At 35.5% G+C, this 26950-nt stretch carries 24 protein-coding genes, 1 tRNA gene and 1 pseudogene; 21 read left to right on the top strand and 5 right to left on the bottom strand.

Annotation, left to right across the window (positions count from 1 at the left end):
- From HNR69_RS09160 to HNR69_RS09195, 8 genes and pseudogenes are all read left to right on the top strand, one after another.
- Window positions 1–341: pseudogene (locus HNR69_RS09160) on the top strand (electron transport complex subunit RsxC); the annotation flags it as partial.
- A 16-nt stretch (window positions 342–357) separates the two neighbouring features.
- Window positions 358–1449, top strand: coding sequence for an electron transport complex subunit RsxD (rsxD, locus tag HNR69_RS09165; protein ID WP_075294079.1), 1092 nt, complete (start codon window positions 358–360; stop codon window positions 1447–1449).
- Window positions 1446–2069 carry an electron transport complex subunit RsxG gene (gene rsxG / locus HNR69_RS09170; RefSeq protein ID WP_075294078.1) on the top strand — a complete coding sequence of 208 codons (624 nt, stop codon included), beginning with the start codon at window positions 1446–1448 and terminating at the stop codon, window positions 2067–2069. The genes rsxD and rsxG overlap by 4 nt, the downstream gene beginning before the upstream one ends.
- Window positions 2066–2782: an electron transport complex subunit E gene (locus HNR69_RS09175; protein WP_075294077.1), complete on the top strand. Its 717-nt coding sequence runs from the start codon at window positions 2066–2068 to the stop codon at window positions 2780–2782. The genes rsxG and HNR69_RS09175 overlap by 4 nt, the downstream gene beginning before the upstream one ends.
- Window positions 2779–3414, top strand: coding sequence for an endonuclease III (nth, locus tag HNR69_RS09180; protein ID WP_075294076.1), 636 nt, complete (start codon window positions 2779–2781; stop codon window positions 3412–3414). Before HNR69_RS09175 ends, nth begins: the two co-directional genes overlap by 4 nt.
- Before the next feature lie 34 nt (window positions 3415–3448).
- The gene (locus HNR69_RS09185; protein WP_075294075.1) at window positions 3449–4813 is read left to right on the top strand and encodes a sodium-dependent transporter; all 1365 of its coding nucleotides are present in this window, start codon (window positions 3449–3451) and stop codon (window positions 4811–4813) included.
- 30 nt (window positions 4814–4843) lie between these two features.
- Window positions 4844–5101 carry a glycosyltransferase family 25 protein gene (locus HNR69_RS09190; RefSeq protein WP_075321329.1) on the top strand — a complete coding sequence of 86 codons (258 nt, stop codon included), beginning with the start codon at window positions 4844–4846 and terminating at the stop codon, window positions 5099–5101.
- Complete coding sequence (locus HNR69_RS09195) at window positions 5064–5612, top strand: glycosyltransferase family 25 protein (protein WP_075321328.1); 549 nt, start codon at window positions 5064–5066, stop codon at window positions 5610–5612. The genes HNR69_RS09190 and HNR69_RS09195 overlap by 38 nt, the downstream gene beginning before the upstream one ends.
- 78 nt (window positions 5613–5690) lie before the next feature.
- Here HNR69_RS09195 and HNR69_RS09200 read toward each other — a convergent pair whose 3' ends face one another.
- The gene (locus HNR69_RS09200) at window positions 5691–8336 is read right to left on the bottom strand and encodes a PqiB family protein (protein ID WP_075294073.1); all 2646 of its coding nucleotides are present in this window, start codon (window positions 8334–8336) and stop codon (window positions 5691–5693) included.
- On the bottom strand, window positions 8314–9567 hold the full coding sequence (locus tag HNR69_RS09205; protein WP_075294072.1) for a paraquat-inducible protein A: 1254 nt from the start codon (window positions 9565–9567) through the stop codon (window positions 8314–8316). The genes HNR69_RS09200 and HNR69_RS09205 overlap by 23 nt, the downstream gene beginning before the upstream one ends.
- Window positions 9568–9778: 211 nt before the next feature.
- Between HNR69_RS09205 and proQ the strand changes: the two genes are divergently transcribed.
- The 6 genes from proQ (at window position 9779) to serS (ending at window position 16737) form a co-directional block, all read left to right on the top strand.
- Window positions 9779–10399 (top strand): RNA chaperone ProQ, encoded by a 621-nt coding sequence (gene proQ, locus HNR69_RS09210; protein ID WP_075294071.1) that lies wholly within the window; start codon window positions 9779–9781, stop codon window positions 10397–10399.
- A 79-nt stretch (window positions 10400–10478) separates the two neighbouring features.
- Window positions 10479–12506, top strand: coding sequence for a carboxy terminal-processing peptidase (gene prc, locus HNR69_RS09215; protein ID WP_075294070.1), 2028 nt, complete (start codon window positions 10479–10481; stop codon window positions 12504–12506).
- Window positions 12507–12570: 64 nt separating this feature from the next.
- Complete coding sequence (locus tag HNR69_RS09220; protein ID WP_075294069.1) at window positions 12571–13998, top strand: L,D-transpeptidase family protein; 1428 nt, start codon at window positions 12571–12573, stop codon at window positions 13996–13998.
- Window positions 13999–14074: 76 nt separating this feature from the next.
- On the top strand, window positions 14075–14638 hold the full coding sequence (gene mepK / locus HNR69_RS09225) for a peptidoglycan L,D-endopeptidase MepK (protein WP_011609228.1): 564 nt from the start codon (window positions 14075–14077) through the stop codon (window positions 14636–14638).
- 75 nt (window positions 14639–14713) lie between these two features.
- Entirely contained in the window at window positions 14714–15346 is a 633-nt protein-coding gene (locus HNR69_RS09230; RefSeq protein ID WP_075294068.1) for an MBL fold metallo-hydrolase, read from the top strand.
- A 101-nt stretch (window positions 15347–15447) separates the two neighbouring features.
- Window positions 15448–16737, top strand: coding sequence for a serine--tRNA ligase (gene serS / locus HNR69_RS09235; RefSeq protein ID WP_075320170.1), 1290 nt, complete (start codon window positions 15448–15450; stop codon window positions 16735–16737).
- Between the two features lie 46 nt (window positions 16738–16783).
- Here the strand turns inward: serS and metX are convergent, their stop codons facing one another.
- A complete protein-coding gene (gene metX, locus HNR69_RS09240) occupies window positions 16784–17857 on the bottom strand; it encodes a homoserine O-acetyltransferase MetX (RefSeq protein ID WP_075294066.1) in 1074 nt (357 codons plus the stop codon).
- A 187-nt stretch (window positions 17858–18044) separates the two neighbouring features.
- On the opposite strand from metX, the gene HNR69_RS09245 reads away from it, so the two are divergent.
- The 3 genes from HNR69_RS09245 to HNR69_RS09255 all read left to right on the top strand — a co-directional run bounded on the left by HNR69_RS09245 (window position 18045) and on the right by HNR69_RS09255 (window position 20442).
- A complete protein-coding gene (locus tag HNR69_RS09245; RefSeq protein ID WP_075294065.1) occupies window positions 18045–18740 on the top strand; it encodes a SanA/YdcF family protein in 696 nt (231 codons plus the stop codon).
- Between the two features lie 464 nt (window positions 18741–19204).
- Window positions 19205–19280 (top strand) — tRNA-Asn (locus HNR69_RS09250).
- A gap of 190 nt (window positions 19281–19470) precedes the next feature.
- Window positions 19471–20442 (top strand): calcium/sodium antiporter, encoded by a 972-nt coding sequence (locus HNR69_RS09255; protein ID WP_075294064.1) that lies wholly within the window; start codon window positions 19471–19473, stop codon window positions 20440–20442.
- A 20-nt stretch (window positions 20443–20462) separates the two neighbouring features.
- Here HNR69_RS09255 and zevB read toward each other — a convergent pair whose 3' ends face one another.
- Together zevB and zevA are read right to left on the bottom strand one after the other, a co-directional pair.
- Window positions 20463–21470, bottom strand: coding sequence for a zinc transporter permease subunit ZevB (gene zevB / locus HNR69_RS09260; protein WP_075290850.1), 1008 nt, complete (start codon window positions 21468–21470; stop codon window positions 20463–20465).
- Window positions 21461–22102 carry a zinc transporter binding subunit ZevA gene (gene zevA / locus HNR69_RS09265; protein WP_075290848.1) on the bottom strand — a complete coding sequence of 214 codons (642 nt, stop codon included), beginning with the start codon at window positions 22100–22102 and terminating at the stop codon, window positions 21461–21463. The genes zevB and zevA overlap by 10 nt, the downstream gene beginning before the upstream one ends.
- Window positions 22103–22333: 231 nt before the next feature.
- Between zevA and tsaE the strand changes: the two genes are divergently transcribed.
- Genes tsaE through miaA form a run of 4 tightly spaced genes read left to right on the top strand, consistent with a single transcriptional unit; the run spans window position 22334 to window position 26805 of the window.
- Window positions 22334–22804, top strand: a complete 471-nt coding sequence (gene tsaE, locus HNR69_RS09270; RefSeq protein WP_075290846.1) for a tRNA (adenosine(37)-N6)-threonylcarbamoyltransferase complex ATPase subunit type 1 TsaE — start codon at window positions 22334–22336, stop codon at window positions 22802–22804.
- A 3-nt stretch (window positions 22805–22807) separates the two neighbouring features.
- The gene (locus HNR69_RS09275) at window positions 22808–24010 is read left to right on the top strand and encodes an N-acetylmuramoyl-L-alanine amidase (protein ID WP_075294063.1); all 1203 of its coding nucleotides are present in this window, start codon (window positions 22808–22810) and stop codon (window positions 24008–24010) included.
- 15 nt (window positions 24011–24025) lie between these two features.
- Window positions 24026–25873, top strand: coding sequence for a DNA mismatch repair endonuclease MutL (mutL, locus tag HNR69_RS09280; protein WP_075294062.1), 1848 nt, complete (start codon window positions 24026–24028; stop codon window positions 25871–25873).
- Window positions 25870–26805, top strand: coding sequence for a tRNA (adenosine(37)-N6)-dimethylallyltransferase MiaA (miaA, locus tag HNR69_RS09285; protein ID WP_075294061.1), 936 nt, complete (start codon window positions 25870–25872; stop codon window positions 26803–26805). The genes mutL and miaA overlap by 4 nt, the downstream gene beginning before the upstream one ends.
- Window positions 26806–26950 lie beyond the last annotated feature (145 nt).

Genomic DNA, 26950 nt, shown 5'->3' on the forward strand with positions numbered 1-26950 from the left:
TTGCTCGTGCTAAAGCAAAAAAACAGGCTTCACAAATTACTGCAAATAGTATTTCGGAGCCTGATACTACAATACAAAATACAGAAAAAAGTGCGGTGCAATCTGGCGTAGATCCGAAAAAAGCCGCTGTTGCCGCTGCTATTGCTCGTGCTAAAGCAAAAAAACAGGCTTCACAAATTACTGCAAATAGTATTTCGGAGCCTGATACTACAATACAAAATACAGAAAAAAGTGCGGTACAATCTGACATAGATCCGAAAAAAGCCGCTGTTGCCGCTGCTATTGCTCGTGCTAAAGCAAAGCAATTAGCAAAAAAACAAATTGAAGTTACCAATAAATGAAACAAAGAGATTTTACATGTTTAAAATGATTAGCTCCCCACATACTCATTCGGGGAAATTGACAGCCCGCATAATGTTATGGGTGATTGTGGCAATGTTACCGGCAATCGCAGGGCAAGTATATTACTTCGGATTTGGCGTTTTGATCCAATCACTGTTGGCAATAAGTACGGCGTTATCCCTCGAGTTTGTTGTAACCTTATTGCGTAAAAAACCAAAATTTTTTTATATTGGTGATTTTAGCGTTGTTTTGACCGCACTTATTCTCGCAGTTGCCATTCCGCCTTATGCCCCCTATTGGGTTATTATTATCGGTACATGTTGTGCTGTAATTTTAGGTAAACACGTTTACGGCGGATTAGGACAAAATTTATTTAATCCAGCAATGGTTGGCTATGTCATTTTGCTTATTTCATTTCCCCTACAAATGACAACTTGGTTACCTCCAATTCAACTGCTTAACGAGCCACCTCATTTTGCCGATGCGTATAAACTCATTTTCCAAGGTGTTACCACTGATGGTTTTAATTTAAGCCAATTAATATTGGCTATTGACGGTATGAGCCAAGCAACGCCATTAGACACAGTTAAAACAGCGTTGCGGAACAATTTATCTTCATTACACGAAGTCAGCTCATCACCTATTTTCAGTTCGGTTCTACCATTGGGCAAAAGGGATATTGTTGAAGGAATGGGCTGGACACAAATAAATTTACTCTTTTTTCTAGGGGGTATCTTCCTAATTTGGAAAAAAATTATTCATTGGCAAATTCCAACCGCACTTTTAGCAACAATTTTTAGTTTTGCATTGTTGAACTGGTTATTTTCCCCAGTCACACCAAATCCCATTTGGCATTTAGTCAGCGGTGCTACAATGTTCGGTGCATTCTTTATTGCCACAGATCCTGTTACCGCCTCCATTACACCGAGAGGAAAACTCATTTTCGGTGCTTTAGTCGGATTATTAATCTGCTTAATTCGTTTTTGGGGAAATTATCCTGATGGCGTTGCTTTTGCTATTTTACTGGCGAATATTTGCGTGCCACTAATTGATCATTACACTCGTCCACGTGTTATAGGTCATAACAAAAAAGGAATCAAACAATGAGCGTTGCACAAATAAGTAGAAAATATGGCATATTGTTGGGAACAGTCGCCTTTATTTGTACCGCACTTTCCGGTGCGGTATATTGGCTCACGAAGGATAAAATTGCTTTTGCAATCGCTAAGCAAGAGAAAATGCTGTTAGCTGAAGTAATGCCTCCAAATTATTATGACAATGATCTGTTAGCCGATTGCAAAATGCTCTCATCTTCTTTGGCAAAAGAATATCGTATTAATAAACTTTGTACAGCAAAAAAAAATCAGCAAATTAGTGCTTACGCTTATGAAACTATCGCACCGGACGGCTACTCCGGCAATATAAAAATGTTGGTCGCAATTACTCGACAAGGCGAAGTGCTGGGCGTTCGAATTACGGAACATCAAGAAACCCCCGGTCTAGGCGATAAAATTGAATTACGAATTTCCGATTGGGTCCTGAATTTTGCCCATAAAATGTTACAGCCAAACAATTTAAACGATTGGGCAGTCAAAAAAGACGGCGGTCAATTCGATCAATTTACCGGTGCTACCATTACACCTCGTGCTGTTGTAAATCAAGTTAAAACTTCTGGGATAATACTTCTAACACAACTTGATAAACTTGCTGTGGAGAATGAAGAATGAGTACAAAAAATCTACCCGAAACACACCGCACTTTAGATGAATTTGAACCCTCTCATTTGACTGTAAACAAGGTTAAAACCGAAAGTGTATGGGTAAATTTATTTAAACAAGGATTTTGGCATAACAACCCTGCCCTAGTTCAGCTATTAGGACTCTGCCCTTTACTTGCGGTATCAAATTCAGCGACAAATGCTTTAGGTTTAGGCATTGCAACTATTATCGTTTTAATTTGTAGCAATACTGTAGTTTCTTTGTTTCGCAAACAAATCCCTCAAGAGATCCGTATCCCCATTTATGTGATGATTATTGCGACTACGGTAACGATAGTGCAACTTATCATGAATGCTTATACTTACACCCTTTATCAAGCATTAGGTATTTTTATTCCATTGATTGTGACCAACTGCATTGTGATTGGGCGTGCGGAAGCGTTTGCCTCAAAAAATACCGTTTTACATTCCATTTTTGATGGGTTTGCTATGGGACTTGGCATGACCTTCAGTTTATTTATTTTAGGTGCATTACGTGAAATTTTCGGTACGGGGAAATTATTTTTTGGTATAGAAAATTTATTTGGCGACTGGGCAAAATGTTTACAACTGAACCTATTTCAATTAGACAATAGTTTCTTACTGGCAATCTTACCGCCCGGAGCGTTTATCGGTCTAGGCATTATGTTAGCAATAAAAAACGTGATAGATCACAGAAAATGAATAAACAAAAACGTATCGAAATATTAACTCGTCTGCGTGATCAAAATCCGCACCCCACAACTGAATTGCATTTTAATACGCCTTTTGAATTACTTATTGCAGTCATTCTCTCTGCACAAGCAACAGATAAAGGAGTAAATAAAGCAACGGATAAACTTTTTCCTTTAGCTAATACCCCACAAGCCATTTTAGATCTTGGTTTGGATGAGTTAAAAAAATATATAAAAACGATTGGGTTATACAATAGTAAAGCTGAAAATATTATTAAAACTTGCCGTGATTTAATTGAAAAGCACAATGGTCAAGTTCCGGAAAATCGAGAAGCATTGGAAGCACTGGCAGGCGTAGGCAGAAAAACGGCTAATGTTGTTCTTAATACAGCTTTTGGTCATCCTACTATTGCCGTTGACACACATATTTTCCGAGTGTCTAATCGTACGGGATTTGCTCCCGGAAAAGATGTCGTAAAAGTAGAAGAAAAATTATTGAAAGTTGTACCATCAGAGTTTAAAGTGGATGTACACCACTGGTTAATTTTACATGGTCGCTATACTTGCATTGCAAGAAAACCGAGATGTGGCTCTTGTATTATTGAAGACTTATGTGAATTTAAAGAAAAAACAGAGATTTAACATAAATTATAAATAGAAACGAAGGTATAACATTATGACAAACACCCCAAAAAGACAAACTTGGTCCAGTCGATTAACCTATGTCATGACAGTAGCCGGAGCAACCGTTGGATTTGGTGCAACTTGGCGATTTCCTTATTTAGTAGGTGAAAATGGCGGCGGTGCTTATGTACTGCTCTTTTGTATTGCCATGTTAGTTATCGGCATTCCAATGATTTTAGTGGAAAATGTCATCGGTCGTCGCTTACGTGTTAATTCAATTGATGCATTCAGTGATAAATTAGAAGGAAAAAATATTTCTAAAGCGTGGAAAATTATTGGCTATATGGGATTACTCGGTGCATTTGGTATTATGGCGTACTATATGGTACTTGGTGGTTGGGTAATGAATTATATCATCAATCTCATTACCGGTTCCCTAGATATTTCATCGGTAATTAACAAAGAATATGCCCAAAATTTTTATCAAGAGAGTATTACTGAAAGTCCGCTACAAATCATAATTTATACACTGATTTTTGTCGTCATTAACTATATTATTCTTGCTAAAGGAATTATTGGCGGCATTGAGCAAGCGGTAAAATATTTGATGCCCTTATTGTTTATTTGCCTTATCGGTATGGTTATTCGTAACGTTACTTTACCGGGAGCAATGGAAGGAATTATTTATTACCTCAAACCTGATTTTTCTAAAATCACGCCACAATTGTTTATCCTCGTACTTGGACAAGTTTTCTTTGCACTAAGTTTGGGATTTGGTGTAATTATCACACTTTCCAGTTACCTCAGCAAAGAAGAAAATCTCATCCAAACCGCCGTTATAACCGGATTTACAAATACAATTATAGCTGTCCTGTCAGGCTTTATGATTTTCCCGTCATTATTTACTTTTGGGATTGAACCGAATGCAGGACCAACCTTAGTTTTCCAAAGTTTACCCATTGTTTTCTCACACTTATGGGCAGGGCGTATTTTTGCTGTTGTCTTCTTTAGCTTACTGCTCATCGCAGCCCTAACAACCTCAATCACCATTTATGAAGTAATTATTACCGCACTACAAGAAAAACTTAGAATGCGTCGTGCAAAAGCAATTTTTATCACGTTAGGCACAATTTTCTTAATCGGTAATATTCCATCAATATTAAGTGATAATTTGTTAAAAGACGTCACATTCTTTGGTAAAAGTATCTTCGATACGTTTGATTACGTCAGCGGTAATATTTTATTTTTATTGACCGCACTTGGGTGTGCTATTTTTGTAGGCTTTGTACTAAAAGAAGATGCGATAAAAGAACTCTCCCCAAATCCAAATTCTTTATCGACTCAGATTTGGTTCAATTATGTAAAATTTGCTGTACCATTAATTATTATCGTGATTTTTGTAAGTAATTTTGTTTAATCTAAAACTGTTTAATTTATAGAGGACACTATGCACCATATATTTATCTCAGATAAAAATAATGATATCCGTCGTCATCATATTGAAAATGAAACTAAAAAATTAGGGATTACCCCTAATTTTTATGATGCAATTATGGCACGTGATTTATCAAAAGAAGAATTATCAACGCTTACTATCCCTAATACATTTTTAACCCCAGGAGAAATTTGTTGTGCAAAAAGTCATCTGGAGGGGGGGGGTAAAACGATTGTTAGAAAGCAATCAAGAATACATTTTTATTTTTGAAGATGATATTCTCTTTTCTGATAACTTTACGCCTGAAGTCATTAACGAAATTACAAACTTTATATCCTCTTTGCAAAATCCATCTATTCTAGTTTTATTTAACAGCATTTATAAAAAGAAAAAAGTAAAAGATCTTAATAGTGCTATATCTATTTTTTCTGCTCACAATTTATTCTATGCTTGTGGCTATGTCATTAACAGACAAGCAGCAGAAAATATTCTAAACATCCAAACGCCAATCAAGTTTGAAATTGATGCTTTTAAGTTTTATTACTGGTTAGATGCCTGCGATTTATATTGTCTAAATACTGACTTAGTAAAACCCGCTCCAGAAATTTCAAACTTATCAGAGATAGATTGCGACAACCCTAGAAAATATACAAAGCAACGCACAATTAAGAAAAATAACGCATATCGTCTTTTATACAATCAACTGAGTTGGCAAAATAAATTAAAAGCAAATATAAAGAGAATACAAAAAATGTTACATAAACCCTTTGAAAAATTGTAGTTTGTAATACATTCTGAATGGGTAGCTTGTAGGCAGAAATCAATAATCTAACTTTTTAGGTTAGATTATTTCTGTTATTTACTCCTTTAAGATACCTAAATTCCAATTTTCTGCTGACGTTGGACGTTTTTCTTGCAATAAGAAACGTTGATTTGCCTTTGCTTGAGGTTGTATTACTTTACTTGATGGTGTAGAGAAAGAAATACCGCCTTTAAGCAATTGCTGCATGGTTCCCGTATTAATGGACAATCCGCTCAAGCCAATTTCCACACCGTACCCGGAAGAAATCCAAAACTCTGTATTTTGGCGAACAAAGTGTTGGTATTTCTTAGCAATTAATAAATGAACTAAAACTCGATCACCTAATTGATTTAGTTCCAGTTTAGATATAGTACCTACCTCTATACCACGATACATCACAGGAGATCCGATACTGATGTTTGTGGCATCAGTGGCTTCCAGAATAATTGGAAAGCCGTTGCCGTATTTGTTTGCCGGAGGTACGGACGAAAGCAAATTAAAGTTTGTTTTTTTTGCACCTTGTCCAATTTCTACATCAATATAAGGTTGTAATAAACTATCAATATTATCAATGCCACCGGCTGAAATGTGCGGTGAAATAAGGCGAAATTTACTGTTTTCTTTCGCAATGATATTCATGTATTTTGCATGAATTAATGCAGTAGCCTCGATTTTATGATCTTCGGTTAGATTAATTTGCTCTATTTCTCCTATAGGAAGCCCCATATAGCGTAGTGCCATACCTTTAGTCAAGTTTGTTGCATCATCAGCAATAAACGTAATAACTTGTTCTGCCGATTTGGCTTTCATTTCATTTGCATAAAGGGTTTTATTGCTTCCTGAGCCTGAATTATCAAAACTGACCGCACCTTTCAAAGAACGGGCGATAGGGGTTGCCTGAATACTAATGCCCTTTGGCGTTATATCAATTTGTGTCGCACTTTCTACCCAAAAAAGACTTTTGGTTGTAAGTAAATGTTTATGTTTGGGGTAAATAAAAACATCAACTTCAAAATGATTAGCCGTTGGTCTAATATCTAAAATCTTACCAACTTCATATTGACGATAAAGTACAAGCGAGCCTTTATTTATACTTGGTAGATTTTTTGTAGTTAACGTGATATTAGGCTCTAAAATATTATCGGTAATACCGAATTCTGCACTGGTTAAATCCTTATACAAAGGATATTCTTGTTGTGCTTGTCCTTCCTTTTTACCGCTTGATATAACCCTAATTCCCCCTTGCAACCATTTTTTCGGACTAGCAGCTTCCATTCTTAAGCCATCAATACCCAAACTAATATCAAAGTTACTCGCTGCAATAAATAATGTATTTTTATGAATAAGTTGACGATATTTTTCTGCTATTGCTACTTGGAAAATAACGCGTTCCAGTGTACTGGTAATGTTGACAATTTCGCCAATATTTTGGTGATTATAGTAAAGTGGTTGCCCTTCTGTAATACCGTAGGTTTCGGGTGAAATGAGGTTTATTACTAGGGTATTGGGTTGTTTGAGTAAAAGCTCGTTTTCTTTAATGACATGAAAAGTCGTTTGTGCTTCTCCCATACCGGCAATAACATCAATGTATTTTCCTCGCAAAAAATTTTTCACATCGGTTAAATCGCCGAGCGAAAGTTTTTGATCACGTAAAACAAGAATTGAGCCTGTTTTAAACAAATATTTCATATTCGGATCAACTAATAATTTCCCGTGTAAAATTTTTTCGCTATTTTCTACCGCACTTAATTCAGATAACACGCCAATTTGTATATCTTGCGAATAGATTTTAGTGTGTCCAGCATCTAATCCTGCTACATTAGGAACAATAACGTTGATTTCCGTACCTCTTTTAGCAGCTTGAATATTTTCATATAACGTATAGTGTGCATTATTTTCAGCTCTAGGACTTTCTCTTGGAGAATCAAATGCAACAGCCCCCTGTACTATTGCGTTTAAGCTATCTGCTTGAATATTGATACCTGATAAACTTAAATTTGCGTTGATTCCGGTAATGTTCCAAAAATGACTGTCTTTTTTGACAAAGTGAGAATAGGCTTTGTTGATGATAACATCAACTTCAACTTTTTTCTGATCTTTCGTGAACCGGTAATCGGCAATTTGTCCCACAGGAATTTTTTTAAAGTAAACCGAGGCTCCGCTGGATAAAGAACCCAAATCATCTGCCAGTAAATGAATTAACAAATCACCATCATTAACTTGTGTTAATGGAGCTTCGGTTTCCGCAATAAACGTATTTTCCGGCTTACCACCGCCGGGTTGTAATGTGATATAATTACCAGAAACTAAAGCATCAATTCCGGAGATTCCCGCCAAAGAAGCACTAGGCTGCACTAACCAAAATTTTGTATTTTCCTTGAGGATGCTTTTTGCCTCCGGATAAATATTTGCTAATACTTCCACTTTTTTGAGATCATCAGTGAAATTTACTTTTTTTACTACGCCAATTTGTAACCCTTGATAGCGAATTTGTGTTTTTCCGGCAACTAAACCGGCTCCATTCACAAAAGTTATCTTAATACTTTCCCCTTGCTCTTTAATAATCTGAAAGAACAAAAGTGTACAGATACATAATGCAATAAAGGGCAGTAACCAAAAAGGCGATATACGTTTGGTTTGTTTAATTTGGGCTTTCAATTCTTCCATTGTTTCTATTTGATTATCTAATTTTTTGTTTGTCATAAATATTCCAAAGTAAACGACTATCAAATTGTGAAGTCGACATCATTGTTAAAAATACCGTTGCTCCGAAATAAAATGCGGCAGGACCTACTGAAAAATCAATAAGTTGCCCTCTTGTTACTAATGACATCATCAGAGCAAGTACAAATAAGTCAAGCATGGACCAACGTCCTACGAAATGTACAAAATGGAGCAAGCGTATTTGCAGGTGAATCGAATGTTGCCATTTAAAATGAATGGAGAACAAAAGATAACACATAATTAAAATCTTACTGAAAGGAATAAAAATACTGGCAACAAATACAACAAATGCTACAAAGTAGCTTCCTAAATTGATAAAGGTCAGAACGCCGGACATTAATGTGTCTTCTGTTGCTATACCGTTCACATAAACTATCGACATTGGAAGCAAATTAGCAGGAATAATCATTACGACCGCAGCCAATAAGGTTGCCCAAGTTCGCTGTAAATAGACTTCATCTGAAAAATCAAGGCGTGATAGACAACGTGGGCAAATGGGGCGTCGTTTTCTATCCGTATGACAATGATTGAAAGTATGTTCACAATGCTTGCACGCAATAATAGGAAGATTTTTTTGTTGTAGCGGAGTTTTTTGGGGATAAAAATGCCGCCACAATTCAGCAGGATTGATTTTTATAAATAATAATGTGGTCAAAAGTGCGGTAAAAATAAATGCAATTAAATAGCTATTAATATGTAGGCTTGCATATTCTTGTACTTTGAACATGGTTACGCCCAAAGCAACTAAATAAACATCAAACATCACCCAGGGTTTTAGATAATTTAACGTTAACAGTAAGTGACGAGGTCTGATGTCTAATAGCTGTGATAAACGAAGTAAAATAACTAATAAAGCAAAGCTTATAGGCATAAATACCGCACATAGAAAAATCATAAATGCAGTGTAAGGATAGCCTTGAATTGCCATTTTCCATATACCTTGCCAAACAGACGCATTTACTGGCGTACCAAGCAGGTTGATGGTTAATAATGGGTATCCTAAGGCAAACGGCATTAAAATCAAAATAGTCAATGCGATGATTGCACAACGTTTCAAATTCCAACTGGAGGTGTTTTGCAGTACTTTGTGACAACGAGGACAATTCGCTGATTGATTTTTTTGTAATAAGCCAACAGAAACTAACGCATTACAATCAGTGCAACTTATAAGGCAGTATTTAGCTTGTGATAAATTAGTTTTTTTCTGCATGTTGTCTTATTGATGAATAATAAAGAAAGGCTATTCTAACCTAATTTTTATCGGAAATACTATTTTTCATTATAGCCATAAGAGAAAAGTGCGGTCATTTTTAGTGAAAGTTTCGTTTCATTTAAGTATTAATTGTTTATTTTTTTTTGTTTTAAGCTAAAATGTGGCGAGTTTTTTTATCTAAAAAGTCATTAAGACAGGAATATATAACATGACTGAAATTCAAAAATTAACAAATAACAAAGAAATTATTGCTTACTTAGCAGAAAAGTTCCCATTATGTTTTTCATTGGAAGGTGAAGCGAAACCATTGAAAATTGGTTTATTTCAGGATTTGGCTGAAGCGTTAGCAAACGATGAAAAAGTGAGTAAAACTCAATTACGCCAAGCCTTGCGTCAATATACTTCTAACTGGCGTTATTTACATGGTTGTCGTGCCGGTGCGGTACGTGTGGATTTAAATGGTGAACCTGCCGGTATTTTAGAACAAGAGCACGTTGAGCATGCCGCAGCTAAGTTAGCAGAAGCTAAAGCGAAAGTTGCTGAAAGACGTGCGGTTGAAAAAGCAAATAAAAAACGCTCTGTACATCGTTCAGCGAATAAGTCAGAAAATAAGAAATCAGCTGGAAAGAAATTCTCCAAACCCCGTCAAGTTGAACAAATTTTTGTCAACGTTGATTTAGCAAATTTACAAAAAGGAGATGTGGTGAGAGTTAAAGCGGGAGATAAAACTACTAAGGCTGAGATATTAGAAGTGGTTAAAGAGGGTGCCCGTGTTGAATTAGAGAATGGATTGATATTAACTGTAAGTGCGGATCGTTTATTTGCGTAATTTTATAATACATGGCTAATTTAGTACCTCGTCTCCTCTGGTATTATTTTCGTGTTTAATTATTTTAGGAAAGTGATCTATGAAATTACCTCAACAACTGCGTTATTTGCTTTGTTTGCTGTTTGGCTTTGTTTTAAGTTTAAATTATGCCGTCGCAGTTGAACCAAAACTGAAACTAACGGATCTTGTTATTCCACAGATAACGCAAGAAAATCAATTAGCAACTAAAAGAACTGCTGCTCGTTTGGTTCATTCACATTATCAAGCAGTAGAACTCAATGATGAGTTTTCTCAGCGGATTTTTGATCGTTATTTGAAAGCACTTGATTTTAATCGTAATACTTTTTTGCAATCTGATATTGATAATATGAGAGCAACGTATGCGGATAAAATTGATGATGTGTTAAATGAGGGAAAACTAGATATTGCCTTTAATATGTATGAGTTATTGATGAAGCGTCGCTATGAGCGTTATCGTTATGCTCTATCTTTATTGGATGAAGAGCCTGATTTAAATGGCAATGATCAAATTGAAATAGATCGGGAAAAAGCGGATTGGCCAAAAAATGAAACTGAGGCAAATAAGTTATGGGAACATCGAGTCAAAAATGATGTGATTAACTTAAAGTTAAAAGGTAAAAAATGGCCTGAAATTCAAACGAGGTTAGTTAAACGTTATAATTTAGCTATTCAGCATCTAAGTAAAGTAAAGTCTGATGATATTGTACAATTGTATTTGAATGCTTTTGCAAGAGAGATTGATCCCCATACCAGTTATCTGGCACCTCGCACAGCTAAAAATTTCAATGAAAACATGAACTTGTCTCTTGAGGGAATAGGTGCAACTTTACAGTCAGAAGATGGTGAAACCACTATAAAATCGCTTGTTCCCGGTGCTCCGGCAGATCGTAGTAAAAAGCTTAAAGCCGGTGATAAAATTATTGGAGTCGGGCAAGCGACAGGGGAAATTGAAGATGTAGTCGGTTGGCGTATTGATGATGTTGTTGATAAAATCAAGGGGAAGAAAGGAACAAAAGTTCGTTTAGAAATAGAACCAGCTAAAGGTGGAAAATCTCAAATTATTACGTTAGTGCGAGATCGTGTTCGTTTAGAAGATCAGGCTGCTAAACTAACAGTTGAAACTGTTGCTGGTAACAAGATCGCCGTGATTAAAATTCCGGGGTTTTATAATGGCTTAACTGAGGATGTACGTAAATTACTTGTTGAAGTTGAAGCTAAAAAAGCGGAAGCTTTAATCATTGATTTACGTGGAAATGGTGGTGGCTCTTTACCGGAAGCTATTGAGTTAACCGGTTTATTTATTACTGACGGTCCTGTGGTTCAAGTTCGGGACGCACATCAACGTATTCGTATATATGATGATCCTGATACAGAGCAAGTTTATTCCGGTCCCTTGCTTGTTATGATTGACCGATTTAGTGCATCCGCATCGGAGATTTTTTCAGCTGCGATGCAAGATTATAATCGAGCTATTATTCTTGGGCAAAATACTTTTGGCAAAGGAACGGTTCAGCAAAGTAGATCACTGAACTTTGTATATGATTCAAATAGTATGGCTCCTTTGGGTTTACTGCAATATACTATTCAAAAGTTTTATAGAATTAACGGTGGCAGTACTCAATTAAAAGGAGTCGCTCCGGATATTATTTTTCCCTCCTCTATTGATGATGAAGAATATGGGGAAGAAAAAGAAGATAATGCGTTACCTTGGGATAAAATTCCATCAGCGTCATATTCTGAAGTCGGTAATGCACGCCTGCCGGTAGATATATTGAATCAGAAACATCTTGAACGTATTGCGAAAGACCCTGAGTTTATTGCACTGGATGAAGATTTAAAGATTCGTGATGAAAGAAAAGAACGTAAGTTTTTATCGTTGAACTTTACTCAAAGAAAAGCTGAAAATGATAAAGATGATGAAAAACGCTTGAAAGATCTTAATGCTCGTTTCAAACGAGAAGGGAAAAAACCACTAAAAGATCTTGATGCTTTGCCGAAAGATTATGAGGATCCTGATTTTTATTTAAAAGAAGCTCTGAAGATTGCGGTAGATTTAATTGAATTTAATAAAAAAATGGCTGAGTAAAATAAGATTTAAAATATCCGCACTTTTGAAAAGTGCGGTCTTTTTTGTTATCTAAGGAACTAACATGCGAAAAATTAAAGTTATCTTATTAATCTTATTATTAGGCACTACGACTCATATTTATGCACAACAAAAGTTTACTTCTGTAGATGAGATTAATAACATTACTTTAAGTAAATCACAATTATTGTTTGAATTAGATTTATTGGAACAACAACTATCCAGGAAATATCAGCCTAGATTATATGAACAATTACATTCTTTGCTCAGAAATATAGATTTACAATTTAAAACTACAATTGGTCGTATTTATGTTGAAAATGACTATGCATTGCTTTGGGAAGATAAGCAAGCCGAAAAAATGTTTTTACGTGAATATGCCGCAATAGTTGCAAGCGGAGTATCTGAAAGAGCGGCAAGATTATTGAATGATATTTATAAAGCATCTGAAATAGGAGGGTTAGTTTATGATATGTTGCTGACCGATGCATTTTTGGATTATATGTATTATTCAAAAAATGCAAAAAATTTTGCACAACAGTGGTTTTACTCAGCAAATAGCTACAAAGCTCAATTACCATCAAAACAAGATATTCAACGATGGCTATCATCAATAAAACATAATGAAAATTTGATGTTCATCGAACAATTAGCTCAACATAATGAGCAATATGAGAAAATTATAACTCACCTGAGTAAATTAATACCTCAAGATGACAAGTCAATATTATACAAATTAGCAATTAATGCTCAGCGTTTAAGGATTATTCCTGATTTTAACAATGGTATTTTTGTTAATATTCCAAGTTATCAATTAAATTATTATAGAGATGGAGAATTAGTTTTAAACTCTAAAGTCATTGTCGGTAAAAAAGCACGTAAAACACCGGTAATGTATAGTAAGCTAAGTAATATTGTTGTTAATCCACCTTGGATACCTACTCCTCGTTTAATTAATGAAGATATCGTGCCAAAGATTAAACTTGATCCGGATTATGTTGCTCGTAATAGTTATACCATAAGTGATAGCAAGGGGCAGGTTATAGATCCTTCTTCAATAGATTGGAATACTATAGGCACTAATTTTCCCTATCGAATCCGCCAAGCTCCGGGAGGAAGTGCATTAGGAAACTATAAATTTAATATGCCCAGTTCAGATGCAATTTATTTACACGATACACCCAATAGAGGATTATTTAGCAAAAAAAATAGAGCATTAAGTTCAGGTTGTGTTCGTGTAGAAAAGTCAGATCAACTGGCGACAATTTTATTAACAGAAGCCGGTTGGACAGAAGAACGTAAGCAAAACGTGCTTAATAGTAAAAAAAATACTTCGGAGAATATTCGCTCCGATAATCCTGTATATTTATATTATGTTACTACTTGGGTTGAAAACGATGTCGTGAAAACATTACCTGATATTTATGAGTATGATCAAGTACCTCATTTAACTTATATTAACTGGAATATTATTAAATGGTATCTAAATTAAAATGTGAGCAGCAAGAACTAAATGTTATGTTTGCTGTCGAAAGCAAATCATTTAGCACTTTATAACGAAATATTATATGAATGAAATTAATCAAAATCGTCGCAAATGGCTATCTTTAGGGGGGATTATTCTTGGTGCAGCCTTGTTACCTCAAAGTGTTTTAGCCGTATTACCGAAGCCTTCTAAATCTAAATTTTTATCTTTTAGAAACATCAATACCGGAGAGAGATTTCGTGGTGAGTTTTTTGCCAATAAAGGTTTTTCCAGCTCTGATTTGAAAAAAATAGATCATTTAATGCGAGATAAACGCAATAATCAAATTCATAAAATGGATCCCAAGTTATTTCATAAATTTGTTCATATTCAAAACAACTTAGGTTTGCAAAATTCTGAAATTCAAATTATTTGCGGGTATCGTTCTCCGGCGAGTAATTCCGCCATGCTACGTAGTGGTCGAGGTGTCGCACGTAACAGCTATCATACTCGTGGACAAGCAATTGATTTTCGCATTGAGGGGGTTTCATTAGCGAAACTTCGTCAAACAGCAGAAAATTTGAAAAATGGCGGTGTTGGTTACTATCCTCGCAGCAATTTTATTCATGTGGATACGGGGCCAGTTCGTACTTGGCGAGGTAGCTAAAATACTAAACGTAATATAGTTGACCGCACTTTATTCAAAGTGCGGTTTTATTATTTAAATAAATAAGGAAATGATATGAATATTGAAATTGTGCCGGTAACGGCATTTCAGCAAAATTGTTCAATCATTTGGGATAATAACAAAAGTGCGGCTATTATTGATCCCGGTGGTGAAGCGACAAAATTAATTAAACGCATTGAAGAATTAGGCTTAAATCTTGAATTGATCTTACTGACCCATGGACATATTGATCATGTCGGAGCCGCACTGAAGTTAAAACAATATTTTAATGTAGAAATTTGGGGTTCTAATGAAAAAGATGATTTTTTATTTAATAGCTTACCACAACAATCTGAGCAATTTGGCTTACTTTTTGAGACTGAGGTATTTAAACCTGATAGATGGTTAAATCAGGAGTATGAAATTGTCCGTATTGGGGAAATGAATTTTGAAGTATTGCATCTTCCGGGGCATACTCCCGGTCATGTCGGTTTTATCGAATATAGTAAAAAAATTGCTTTTACCGGAGATGTTTTGTTCCAAAATAGTATCGGAAGAACAGACTTTCCAAGAGGAAATCATGCTGAATTAATTCAATCTATTCGTGACAAGTTATGGAAGTTAGATGATGATATGATTATTATTGCAGGACATGGTAATTATACAACCATAGGAAAAGAGAAAAAATACAATCCTTATATCCGCTAAAAGTTAAGATGCAAATTATGTTATTGATTTACACTTAAAGGACAATTCACTAGAATAGTCAACATTTATTAATTTATCTTGAATTCTATAAAGGTAGCAAAATGATTGATCCAACTTTATTACGCAATAATCTTTCTGAAATTGCGGAAAAATTAAAAGTAAGACGTGGCTTTATTCTCGACGTAAATAAATTTTCACAATTAGAAGAACAACGTAAGACTTTACAAATTAAAACGGAAACTTTACAAGCCGAACGTAACTCTCGCTCAAAAACAATTGGTGCGGCAAAAGCCAGAGGAGAAGATATTTCTACTTTATTGGCAGAAGTTGATCATATGGGAGCCGAATTAAATACTGTCAAAGAAGAATTAGCGAATGTATTAACGGAAATTGAGCAATTGGCATTAACAATTCCCAATATTCCTGCTGATGAAGTACCTTTAGGAAAAGATGATTCTGATAATAAAGAAGTTTTTCGTTGGGGAACACCAAAAAAATTTGATTTCGAAGTGAAAGATCATGTTGCCTTAGGGGAAATATTAGGTGGGCTAGATTTTGCTGCCGGTGTTAAATTAAGTGGTGCTCGTTTTGCCGTAATAAAAGGGCAAATTGCAAGAATGCATCGAGCCTTGGCACAGTTTATGCTAGATTTACATACTGAGCAACATGGCTATACAGAGGCTTATGTACCTTATTTAGTCAATCATACAACACTTTATGGAACGGGGCAGTTACCAAAATTTGGTGAGGAGTTATTTCATATAAAACCCCTAGAAAATGAACAGACTTATGCGTTAATCCCTACCGCCGAAGTGCCTGTAACAAACTTAGTTCGAGATGAAATCATCGATGAGGCTGATTTACCAATAAAAATGACCGCACATACGCCTTGTTTCCGTTCTGAAGCAGGTTCTTACGGTCGTGATACTCGAGGTTTAATCCGTATGCATCAATTTGATAAGGTTGAATTAGTACAAATTGTTGAACCGGAAAAATCAATGGAAGCACTGGAAGAATTGACAAATCAGGCAGAAAAAGTATTACAACTTTTAAATTTACCTTATCGTAAAGTTTTATTGTGTACAGGCGACATGGGATTCGGAGCTACTAAAACATATGATTTGGAAGTATGGATTCCGGCACAAAATACGTATCGTGAGATTTCTTCTTGCTCAAATATGTGGGATTTCCAAGCACGTCGTATGCAAGCCCGTTGTCGTGCAAAAGGCGATAAAAAAACACGCTTAGTACATACTTTAAATGGATCGGGACTAGCTGTTGGTCGCACTTTAGTTGCCATTCTTGAAAATTATCAAAATGCAGATGGCTCTATTACCGTACCGGAAGTATTACGCCCTTATATGAATGGAATAGAAATTATTGGTAAATAATCTGTTGCCGAAAGATAACAACGCTCCTTTTGGGAGCGTTATCTCATCAAGCCAAACCTGTCATAATCTTACTCTCAAAGAAATCATAATCTACTAAAAAAGCATCATGTCCATAATCTGAAGGAAATTCATAATAATTTAAATCAACGCCACTTTGCTCCAATAATGCTTTACTTTTATGTAGATCGGTCAATTTAAACAGCTGATCAGTGGTAACTGCGACCAAAGTATAGCGTGCTTTTATACGACTTAATGCAGCCTTAATGTCCTTATAGTTCCAAGACGGATCATATAAATCTAAAGCCCGCAATAAATGCACATAGCTATTGGCATCAAAACGTTCCAAAAATTTTTTCCCTTGATAAGTTAAATAAGATTCAACTTGGAAATAATCTCCCCAATACAGACTTTCCGCTTTTTTAGCTCGTCCAAACGCTTTTTCTAATTGAAAATCGGTACGATAGGTCAGCATACCCAACATTCTCGCAATAGATAACCCTTTACTTGGAGGCAGTCTGTCATAATAATCTCCATTATTAAAATGAGGATCATTAATAATCGCTTGACGCATCACATGATTAAACCCGATTGCCTCCGCACTTAAATAAAGTGACGAACAAAGATTAACCACTCTGCTAACGCAATCAGGATAATCAATAGCCCATTGTGTCGCTTGCATTCCCCCGAACGATCCACCAATCACAGCATAAAGTTTTGCTATATCCAATGTATTCAGCAGTTCTCGCTGAACTTTCACCATATCTTGTACAATAATATGCGGAAACTGACTACCGTAAGGTTTATTTGTATCAGGATTAATGGACGAAGGACCTGTTGTCCCTTTACAGCCGCCCAATACATTAGAACAAATAAAAAAATATTTACTCGTATCAAGTGCCAATCCCTCCCCCATAAAACTCTGCCACCAACCATTTTGCGATTTATCAGCAAAATAGGGTTCAGCATCGCCGGTCAAAGCATGACAAATTAAAATGACATTGCTCTTATCTTTATTTAAAGTACCATAAGTCTGATAAGCAACTTCAATATTTTTTAATTGCCCACCTTGTACTAACATCAAGGGATAATCGGTAAAAAGCGTTAAAGTTTGTACAGCCATGTAAATTTCTCAAAAATCTTAATAAAAAGCACCGCACTTTATAAAAGTAACCCATGTAAACTACTCATACTCTGTTTCATTGTCAAGGAATTTTTAGCCATCTAAACATCTGGACAGCCAATAAAATTTACTTGAAATTACCCGCTTTTTTCATTATTTTGTAGCCTCCGAACGAGGCAGCTATAAAATGAACTTAAATTTCACACAACTTTCTTTTCCACAATGGATAATAACACTCGTCAAGCGATTACTACATTACAGCTTTGCTTTCAGCATTTTTACATTTTTTTCCCTTATTATCATTGATCGCAGCATAGCTTGGTATGTTCAGGACAGAATTTATACAAAAATTGAAGAACTTCCCTCCCGCCCTTATGGTATTGTATTAGGCACAGCGAAATACTTTAGTAAAAATAATCCCAATCTCTACTACAACAATCGCCTGACTGCTACTGTTGAGCTTTTTAAACAAGAGAAAATTGATTATTTATTATTGAGTGGTGATAACAGAACAATGCAATACAATGAACCCATAACAATGTTTAAAGACCTAAGAAAAATGAATATTCCGGAAGATGTTATGTATATGGATTTTGCCGGTTTTAGAACGTTAGATTCCGTCATTCGTGCAGATAAAGTCTTTAAAGCACAGCCCATGACAATTATTACCCAACAATTTCACTGCGAACGAGCTTTATTTATCGCAAAATTCTATGATATCGATGCTATCTGCTTTGCGGCAAAATCACCTGCCAACTACTTATCTGTACGAATGAGAGAATTATTTGCAAGAGTAAAAGCGATTTTAGATATTGTATTAGAAAAAGAGCCTTATTTTTTGGGAAATCCAGAACCGCTCCCGACGCCAATAACTCAATTATGATCTTCGCTAAATAATCTAGCAAGCTTATAAAAAAGACAATAAAGTTAAAAATCCCATCAGACAACATATTATTTTCCAACCATTTTCTACCGCACTTTTGGCAAAACATTTATTAATCACGAACAAGTAAAAATTTTAAGGTTTTACACAGACTTATATTTGTCAAGATTGAAAAAAGAAAAAAACAGAAAAATTTTAAAAAAAACTTCTAGACTTAATGTAACCATTTGAAAAATAATGAAATGTTATTTTACAACCAATTTTATATGAGGATATGGAAACCCTAGATTTTACAAGGTTTAAGCGAAATAAATCTTGAATAATTTACAGAGTTATCCACAGGTTATGTGGATAGTAATTTGCATGAAAAAATTTTTACTATAATAAAAAAATCCTGTTGACAAGCATACACCAGATCATTATCATACGCACCTCTCCTTATGAGACCATATTTATGGTATTTTTCCTCCTTAGTTCAGTCGGTAGAACGGCGGACTGTTAATCCGTATGTCGCTGGTTCAAGTCCAGCAGGAGGAGCCAGTTTTTTCTTTTGGGTTGTTTTTATTTGTCTCCTTTTATAAAAACTCAATTTACCAAAAGACTTTAAGCCCATTTAGATCTTCTCCTTGTATGGGCTTTTATTTTTTCTTTTCTATATTCAAATTTCTCGAAATTTATTTTATACTCCCTGCTTTCACACTTCATTTATATATCTCGTTTAGGTTCAAATATGTTATTCCCTATACTCGCTATTATTTCAGGTTTAATTATTTTAGTTTGGAGTGCTGATCGTTTTATTGACGGTGCTGCATCGCTGGCTCGTTTCCTCGGTATGTCCGCATTATTGATCGGCATTATCATTGTTGGTTTTGGAACATCTGCCCCTGAAATGATCGTTTCTGCCCTTTCCGCTTTAAATGGAAATCCCGGGCTTGCTTTAGGTAATGCTTATGGTTCAAATATTGGTAATATTGCCCTAATTTTAGGTTTAACCGCCTTAATCAAACCTGTTATAGTTAATTCGCTGGTTTTAAAACAAGAATTACCCATTTTAACTTTCGTCACTTTAGTTTCTGCTTACTTAATTTATGATGCTGAAATTTCTCATTTAGATGCAATTATTTTACTTGTTATTTTTGCTATATACATGGCTTGGAGTATTTGGCAAAGCAAAAGATCAGTACAAGACAGTTTTGCCGAAGATGTAACGACAGAATTGGAAGAAAAAAAAACCATATCAGTAAAATTAGCAGTATTCTGGATGATTACGGGATTGATTTTACTAATGGGAAGCTCACAATTATTGGTGTGGGGAGCTGTTCAAATTGCTTCTCAATTAGGTGTAAGTGATTTAGTGATCGGTCTTACTATTGTAGCAATTGGCACTTCATTACCTGAGTTAGCAGCCTCAATCATGGCGGCTCGTAAAGGTGAAGTAGATCTTGCGGTTGGTAATATTATTGGTTCTAATTTATTTAATACCTTAGCTGTCGTTGGCATAGCTGGCTTAATTTCCCCAATTCAAGTGAGCAATGAAATATTTACTCGAGATATGTTAGTTATGGGAGGATTAACGCTCTCACTGTTCCTTTTCGGCTATGGATCTCGTCAAAAAAATGGCTCGATTAATCGTGTTGAAGGCGGTTTATTGATAACAAGTTATATCGTCTATACTTATTTCCTCATTACCACCGCACTTTAAACAATAAATTAATTGGGAGATTAATTTCTCCCAATTAACAAAGCACCCCCACGTATCGGTAAAGTTGTGCCATACATTAAACTCAAGGCAAAAAATATAATCATCAGACCAGCAAGTATCCTGACTAGGATATGCCAAAACTTCTTATGTGTTGAAAAATAAAAATGCCCTAACTGAACCGCACTTTTCCGTGCATACAACACAATTAATGCAAAACCTGACAGCATTAATCCAACACCTAATGACATCGCTACAGTAGCCAACATTCCCCAAACATACAAATCCAACATATACGACAAAAATAGGATAAATATTGCTCCAGAACAAGGACGCATTCCAATAGTGAAAATAACCAAACATTGTGATTTTAAACTCTGTGCTTGCTGTAACTGTTGCTGATTAGGTAAATGCTGATGCCCACAAGAACAATTATCCGTATGCTCATGAAATCTTGGCAAATTTTGTACCGCACTTTGCATACCTATTTTATTGGTAGGTATTGAAGAGAGCGTGAATTGCTTGATTTTTAGCGACTGACTATTTTTTTTCAAAAAAGACTTGCTCCCTTGCCAAATCCATTGCAATCCCAAAATAATCATCAAGAGATAAGCTCCACGTTCTAACCAAAGCTGACTTAATTTAAAATAGCTCGAGGATAACTGTAAAATAGCCACAACAATTAATGTCAGGGAAATCGCCACAATACCTTGCATTAAAGAAGCAAAAAAAGTTAATTTCATACTGGTTTTTAGCTGGGATTGATGGGTTGCTAAATAACTACCAATAATAAACTTTCCATGCCCCGGACCTAACGCATGGAGAACACCATAAATAAAACTCACCACAATTAATCCCATTCCTGCATAGACAGGGGCTTGTTTTACTTGATGCAGGTAACTTGAAAGTAATTGATTAAATTCTCTCTGCCAAATTAAAACGTGTGAAAATAAATATGGGAACAGATAAATACCACCTAACGATAAAAATACAAGTAATAATATAAGTTTATAGGTTCTTTTTATTGACATTGGATAACTACTTTTTGTGCAAATATAACGCCTAACGAGCTGTCTTCATCACGTTGGTTACGATCTAAAGAGGCAGCATACTCTCGTAATTTTTGATCAACTTGAGGTTCGACAACATTTCCTTGACAATGTTGCGGAAGTGACGAAAAATCTACCGCACTTTTCTCCTTGTCTTTATCGTAATACATAGATACATAGTAGGTTGAATCATAAGTAGATAATTCAAAACGGTTATTGGATAACTCCTGAGGTTTAGCTAATAAAAAATCAAAAAAATATAAAACTTGTGCACCGTTAGATTTTAATCCATAGTTTTGAGGAATTGCAGAATACTTAATTTTATTTCCTTTCTTATCATACAAATAACTAAAATAATGTTCATTAACAACATTTTGGATCATATCATCAATAAATTTTTGTAATTCCTTTTGATCATCTTGCAAAAAAGCCAAATCATATAAAACAGCAGATGAACTTGATTCATCTAAAATCCATTGCATAGAAAAACCAACTAATTTTTGCTTGTCAATAATGGGTTTTGTCTGCATTTCAATAAAAGCGTGTGGGTGAGCTAAACTGTATATAGGCAAAAAACCAAGAATAATCCCGAATAAACGAATGAATTGTTGCATATTCTTCCAATCAAATAACTAAGTACGCATTATGCTATCACAATATAGCGTTGATTTTTATCTTTTCAAAAAAATCATGAGAAGTTGAGTTTGCGGAAATTAAGCCCCCTAAAGAACAGAGTTTTACGGCACCGTCAGATAAAAAACTTACGGATTATCACACATAAAGCTAACAAAAATCAGTAAAAGTGCGGTACAATTCGCAAGTTTTTCACTTTTAAAACGTGGCTTATGAACTATCAAACATACATTCCTGATGAATATACTATGTGTCAATTTGGTAAAAAGTTGATACATAGTATTGCTCAAATCAAAAGTAACAAAGGAATAACCCTTTATTTACAAGGTGATTTAGGAGCAGGAAAAACTACGTTAAGTCGAGGAATGATCCAAGGTATAGGGCATACCGGTAATGTTAAAAGCCCTACTTATACCTTAGTTGAAGAATATCATCTTGGTGAAAAAGATATTTATCATTTCGATCTTTACCGCCTTAGCGATCCTGAAGAATTGGAATTTATGGGCATTCGAGATTACTTTAATGAAAGATCCATTTGCTTAATCGAATGGGCAGAAAAAGGGCAAGGCATATTACCTGAGCCTGATTTAATCGTTCATATCAATTACTTTGATGATGCACGTAGTATTGAATTACACTCTATATCAGAACAAGGTCATTTAATTATTCAACAATTAGTTTAAACCATGAATTACTTACAACGCTTGATTTTCATTATTTTAGCGATTTTCGCCTTTAATCATGCTTTTGCTCACGTTTGGACAATTGCCATCGATCCCGGACATGGGGGAAAAGACCCCGGTGCTATTGGACGTCGTCTCAATATCTATGAAAAAAATGTTACCCTTTCCATTGCTCGTGAACTAAAGAAATTGTTAGATAAAGATCCTCACTTTCGTGCCGTACTCACACGAGAAGGCGATTATTATATTTCAGTCTCTAAACGCTCGGAAATCGCACGTAAACATAAGGCAAATTATCTCATCTCCATTCATGCCGATTCATCTGAATCAAGTTTATTACGTGGTGCATCAGTTTGGGTTTTATCCAATCGCCGAGCCAATAGCGAAATGGGACAATGGCTGGAAGATCATGAAAAACGTTCCGAATTGTTAGGCGGTGCTGGTGATGTCTTAGCTTCACATAAAGAAAAATATCTGGATAAAACTGTATTGGATCTGCAATTTGGACATAGCCAGCGTGTTAGTTATGAACTTGGTTCAGTTGTTTTACGTCACTTTGCTCGTATCGCAAAATTAAGTCGTAGCACACCGCAACATGCCAGTTTAGGCGTTTTACGTTCCCCTGATATTCCGTCTATTTTGGTTGAAACAGGTTTTCTTTCCAATGCAGAAGAAGAAAAAAAATTAAATACCCTTGCCTACCGTAAAAAATTGGCAAAAGTTATTTATGATAGTTTAGTAGAATATCGCAAACGCAATTTAAAAGTAGATCTCAATACCACAAAGAATACCCGCCAAACTAAACCAAATACCAACAGTGCGGTAGATAATACAAATAAAACACCCGTTAAAGACAGCGGTATTCGTCATAAAGTAAAAGCAGGCGAAGGATTAACGAAATTAGCAAGAATCTATAAAGTGAATATTAAAGATATTATCAGTTTAAATAAACTCAATCGTAATCAACTTTGGCTTGGTGAAATAATAAAAATTCCTGCTAACAATGAAAATACACCAAAAGAGAAAGCGAAAGAGAAAAAGAAAGCTAAAGATAAAAATGCAACATTCCATATAGTGAAAAAAAATCAAACACTCTATGCAATTTCACGTCAATACAACATTCCTGTGAAAACTTTGCTCAAACTCAATCCCAAACTAAAAGATGGCAAAGTACAAACAGGGCAAAAAATTAAATTACGTGAATAAGGGCTAAGCAAACGTATGACAATTAAAATTCTTCCTCCACAACTGGCTAACCAAATAGCGGCGGGCGAAGTGGTAGAGCGTCCGGCTTCTGTCGTCAAAGAACTGATTGAAAACAGCTTGGATGCAGGAGCGACACACATTCAAATTGAGATTGAAAATGGTGGTGCAAATTTAATTCGTATTCGTGACAACGGCATAGGAATTGCAAAAGATGAACTCCATTTAGCCCTTGCTCGCCACGCAACAAGCAAGATCGCCAGCCTTGATGATCTTGAAATGATTTTAAGTTTAGGCTTTCGTGGCGAAGCACTTGCAAGTATCAGTTCAGTTTCCCGTTTAACCTTAACCTCTCGTACAGCACAACAAAATGAAGCATGGCAAGTTTATGCACAAGGTCGAGATATGGAAACCAGCATCACACCCGCTTCTCATCCGATTGGCACAACAGTTGAAGTAGCAAATTTGTTTTTTAATACGCCTGCCAGACGCAAATTTTTACGTACAGACAAAACTGAATTTGCACATATTGATGAAGTAATCCGCCGTATAGCGTTGGCAAAACCTCAAGTTGCTTTTACGTTGACCCATAACAATAAATTAATACACCGCTATAAAAGTGCGGTAACAAATGAGCAAAAAATTAAACGTATTGCGACTATTTGCGGCAATGATTTTATGCAAAATGCGTTACATATTGATTGGAAACATAATGATCTGCATCTTTCCGGTTGGGTTATACAACCTCAGTTTGCTCGTCATCAAAATGACCTCAATTATTGTTATATTAATGGCAGAATGGTGAAAGATAAAGTGATTACTCATGCTATTCGTCAAGCTTATTCAGAATATCTGAGCAATGAAAAATATCCGGCATTTGTATTGTTTATTGATCTCAATCCGAATGAAGTAGATGTAAACGTACACCCAACCAAGCATGAAGTTCGCTTTCATCAAGCTCGTCTAATTCACGATTTTATTTATCAAGGCATGACAAATGCACTCACCTCTGAACAAACCAATATTCCAATACAGAGTGAACAATCCAATCCAACCAAAGTTGCCGAACCTCAAGGTATTTGGAACTTGACCACGCATAACAAAGGTAATCGAGCGACTGCCGGCAAAAATATTTTTGCCCAGCAACCTAAAGATTATGATAAAAAATCGTCTCAATTTAAACCGCACTTTACAGCAAATTACAGCGAAGTAACGCCAAAGAAAGCAGTGCAAAAAGCCTATGTAGAATTACTCGCAACACATGAAGAAAAAACTATCGCCTCTTCTACTCTACCCCATCAATTTACACACAATGCAACGTATATCAGCGAACAGAAAAATGTTTTACATGCTCTTGCATTAATTGAAAATAAGGCATTGTTATTGCAACAAAACCAACAATATTTCCTCCTTTCTATTCAGGCATTGCAGCATTTCAATATCCGTTTACAGTTGCAACAAAGTAATATTGCACAACAAACATTGCTTATTCCGATTTTATTGCGTTTAAATAAACAACAATATCAATCTTGGCAACAGCAAGCTCTATTTTTTCAACAAAGCGGTTTCGATTTTATAGAAAATTCTGCACAACACAGAATAACTCTAAACCGTTTACCTATTTGCTTGCGTACACAAAATATACAAAAAATAATTTTACACTTATTGGATCAACCTCATGAAAAATACACTATTTTTCTTACCGCACTTTGCTCACACTTGGAATTTCCCTCGCTCAGTACTTTCTCCGAAGCTGTAAATTTACTCACAAAAACTGAGCAACAATTTTCAACCCAACATCAACCAGAATTCCAATCTTTATTAGTCAAAATAGAGTGGGATCACTATTTAGATAAATTGCAATGAATAAAAAATCAACTGCTATCTTTTTAATGGGGCCAACCGCTTCCGGCAAAACCGACCTCGCTATCCAATTACATCAAGAACTTCCTGTTGAAGTCATCAGTGTCGATTCAGCTTTAATTTATAAAGGCATGGACATTGGTACAGCAAAGCCCAATGCACAAGAGTTGGCAATAACACCTCATCGTCTAATTGATATTAAAGATCCAAGTGAAAATTATTCTGCTGCAGAATTTCGTCATGACGCATTACAAGAAATGCAAAAAATCACACAACAAGGAAAAATTCCGCTTCTTGTCGGCGGTACAATGTTGTATTACAAAGCCTTATTGGAAGGACTTTCGCCGCTTCCTTCAGCGGATGAAAAAGTGCGGTTGGAAATAGAACAAAAAGCAGAAAAATTTGGTTGGGCAACACTACACAACGAATTAGCCAAAATCGACCCAATATCAGCACAACGTATAAATCCCAACGACAGCCAGCGAATTAATCGTGCATTGGAGGTCTTCTATTTAACAGGACAATCTTTAACAGAATTAACCGCACAAAAAGGCGAAGAAATTCCTTATCACATCATACATTTTGCTATCGCACCTGAACGAGCTGTTTTGCACCAACGCATTGAACAACGTTTTCATAAAATGATCGAACAAGGCTTTCAACAGGAAGTCGAAAAACTTTATCAACGCTCGGATCTACACCCTAACCTACCCTCTATTCGTTGTGTCGGTTATCGACAAATGTGGGAATATTTACAGGGTAATTATGGTAAAGACGAAATGATATTTAGAGGTATTTGTGCCACAAGGCAATTAGCAAAGCGACAACTTACATGGTTGCGTGGTTGGAAATCGCCCATAGAATGGCTAGACAGCCTAAACCCAAAAAGTGCGAAAGAAAAAATCATAAAAACTATAAAACATAACTGTAAATAAAGTTCACAAAATCGTTTTTTTCTATAAAAATTTAGGATAAAATGGCTCGAATTTTTACTTGACAAACAAAAATAGAATAGAAAAATGACAGCCTACAGCCTACAGCCTACAGCCTACAGCCTACAGCCTACAGCCTACAGCCTAC

It is taken from the genome of Histophilus somni, assembly GCF_014202395.1.
Taxonomy (GTDB): domain Bacteria; phylum Pseudomonadota; class Gammaproteobacteria; order Enterobacterales; family Pasteurellaceae; genus Histophilus; species Histophilus somni.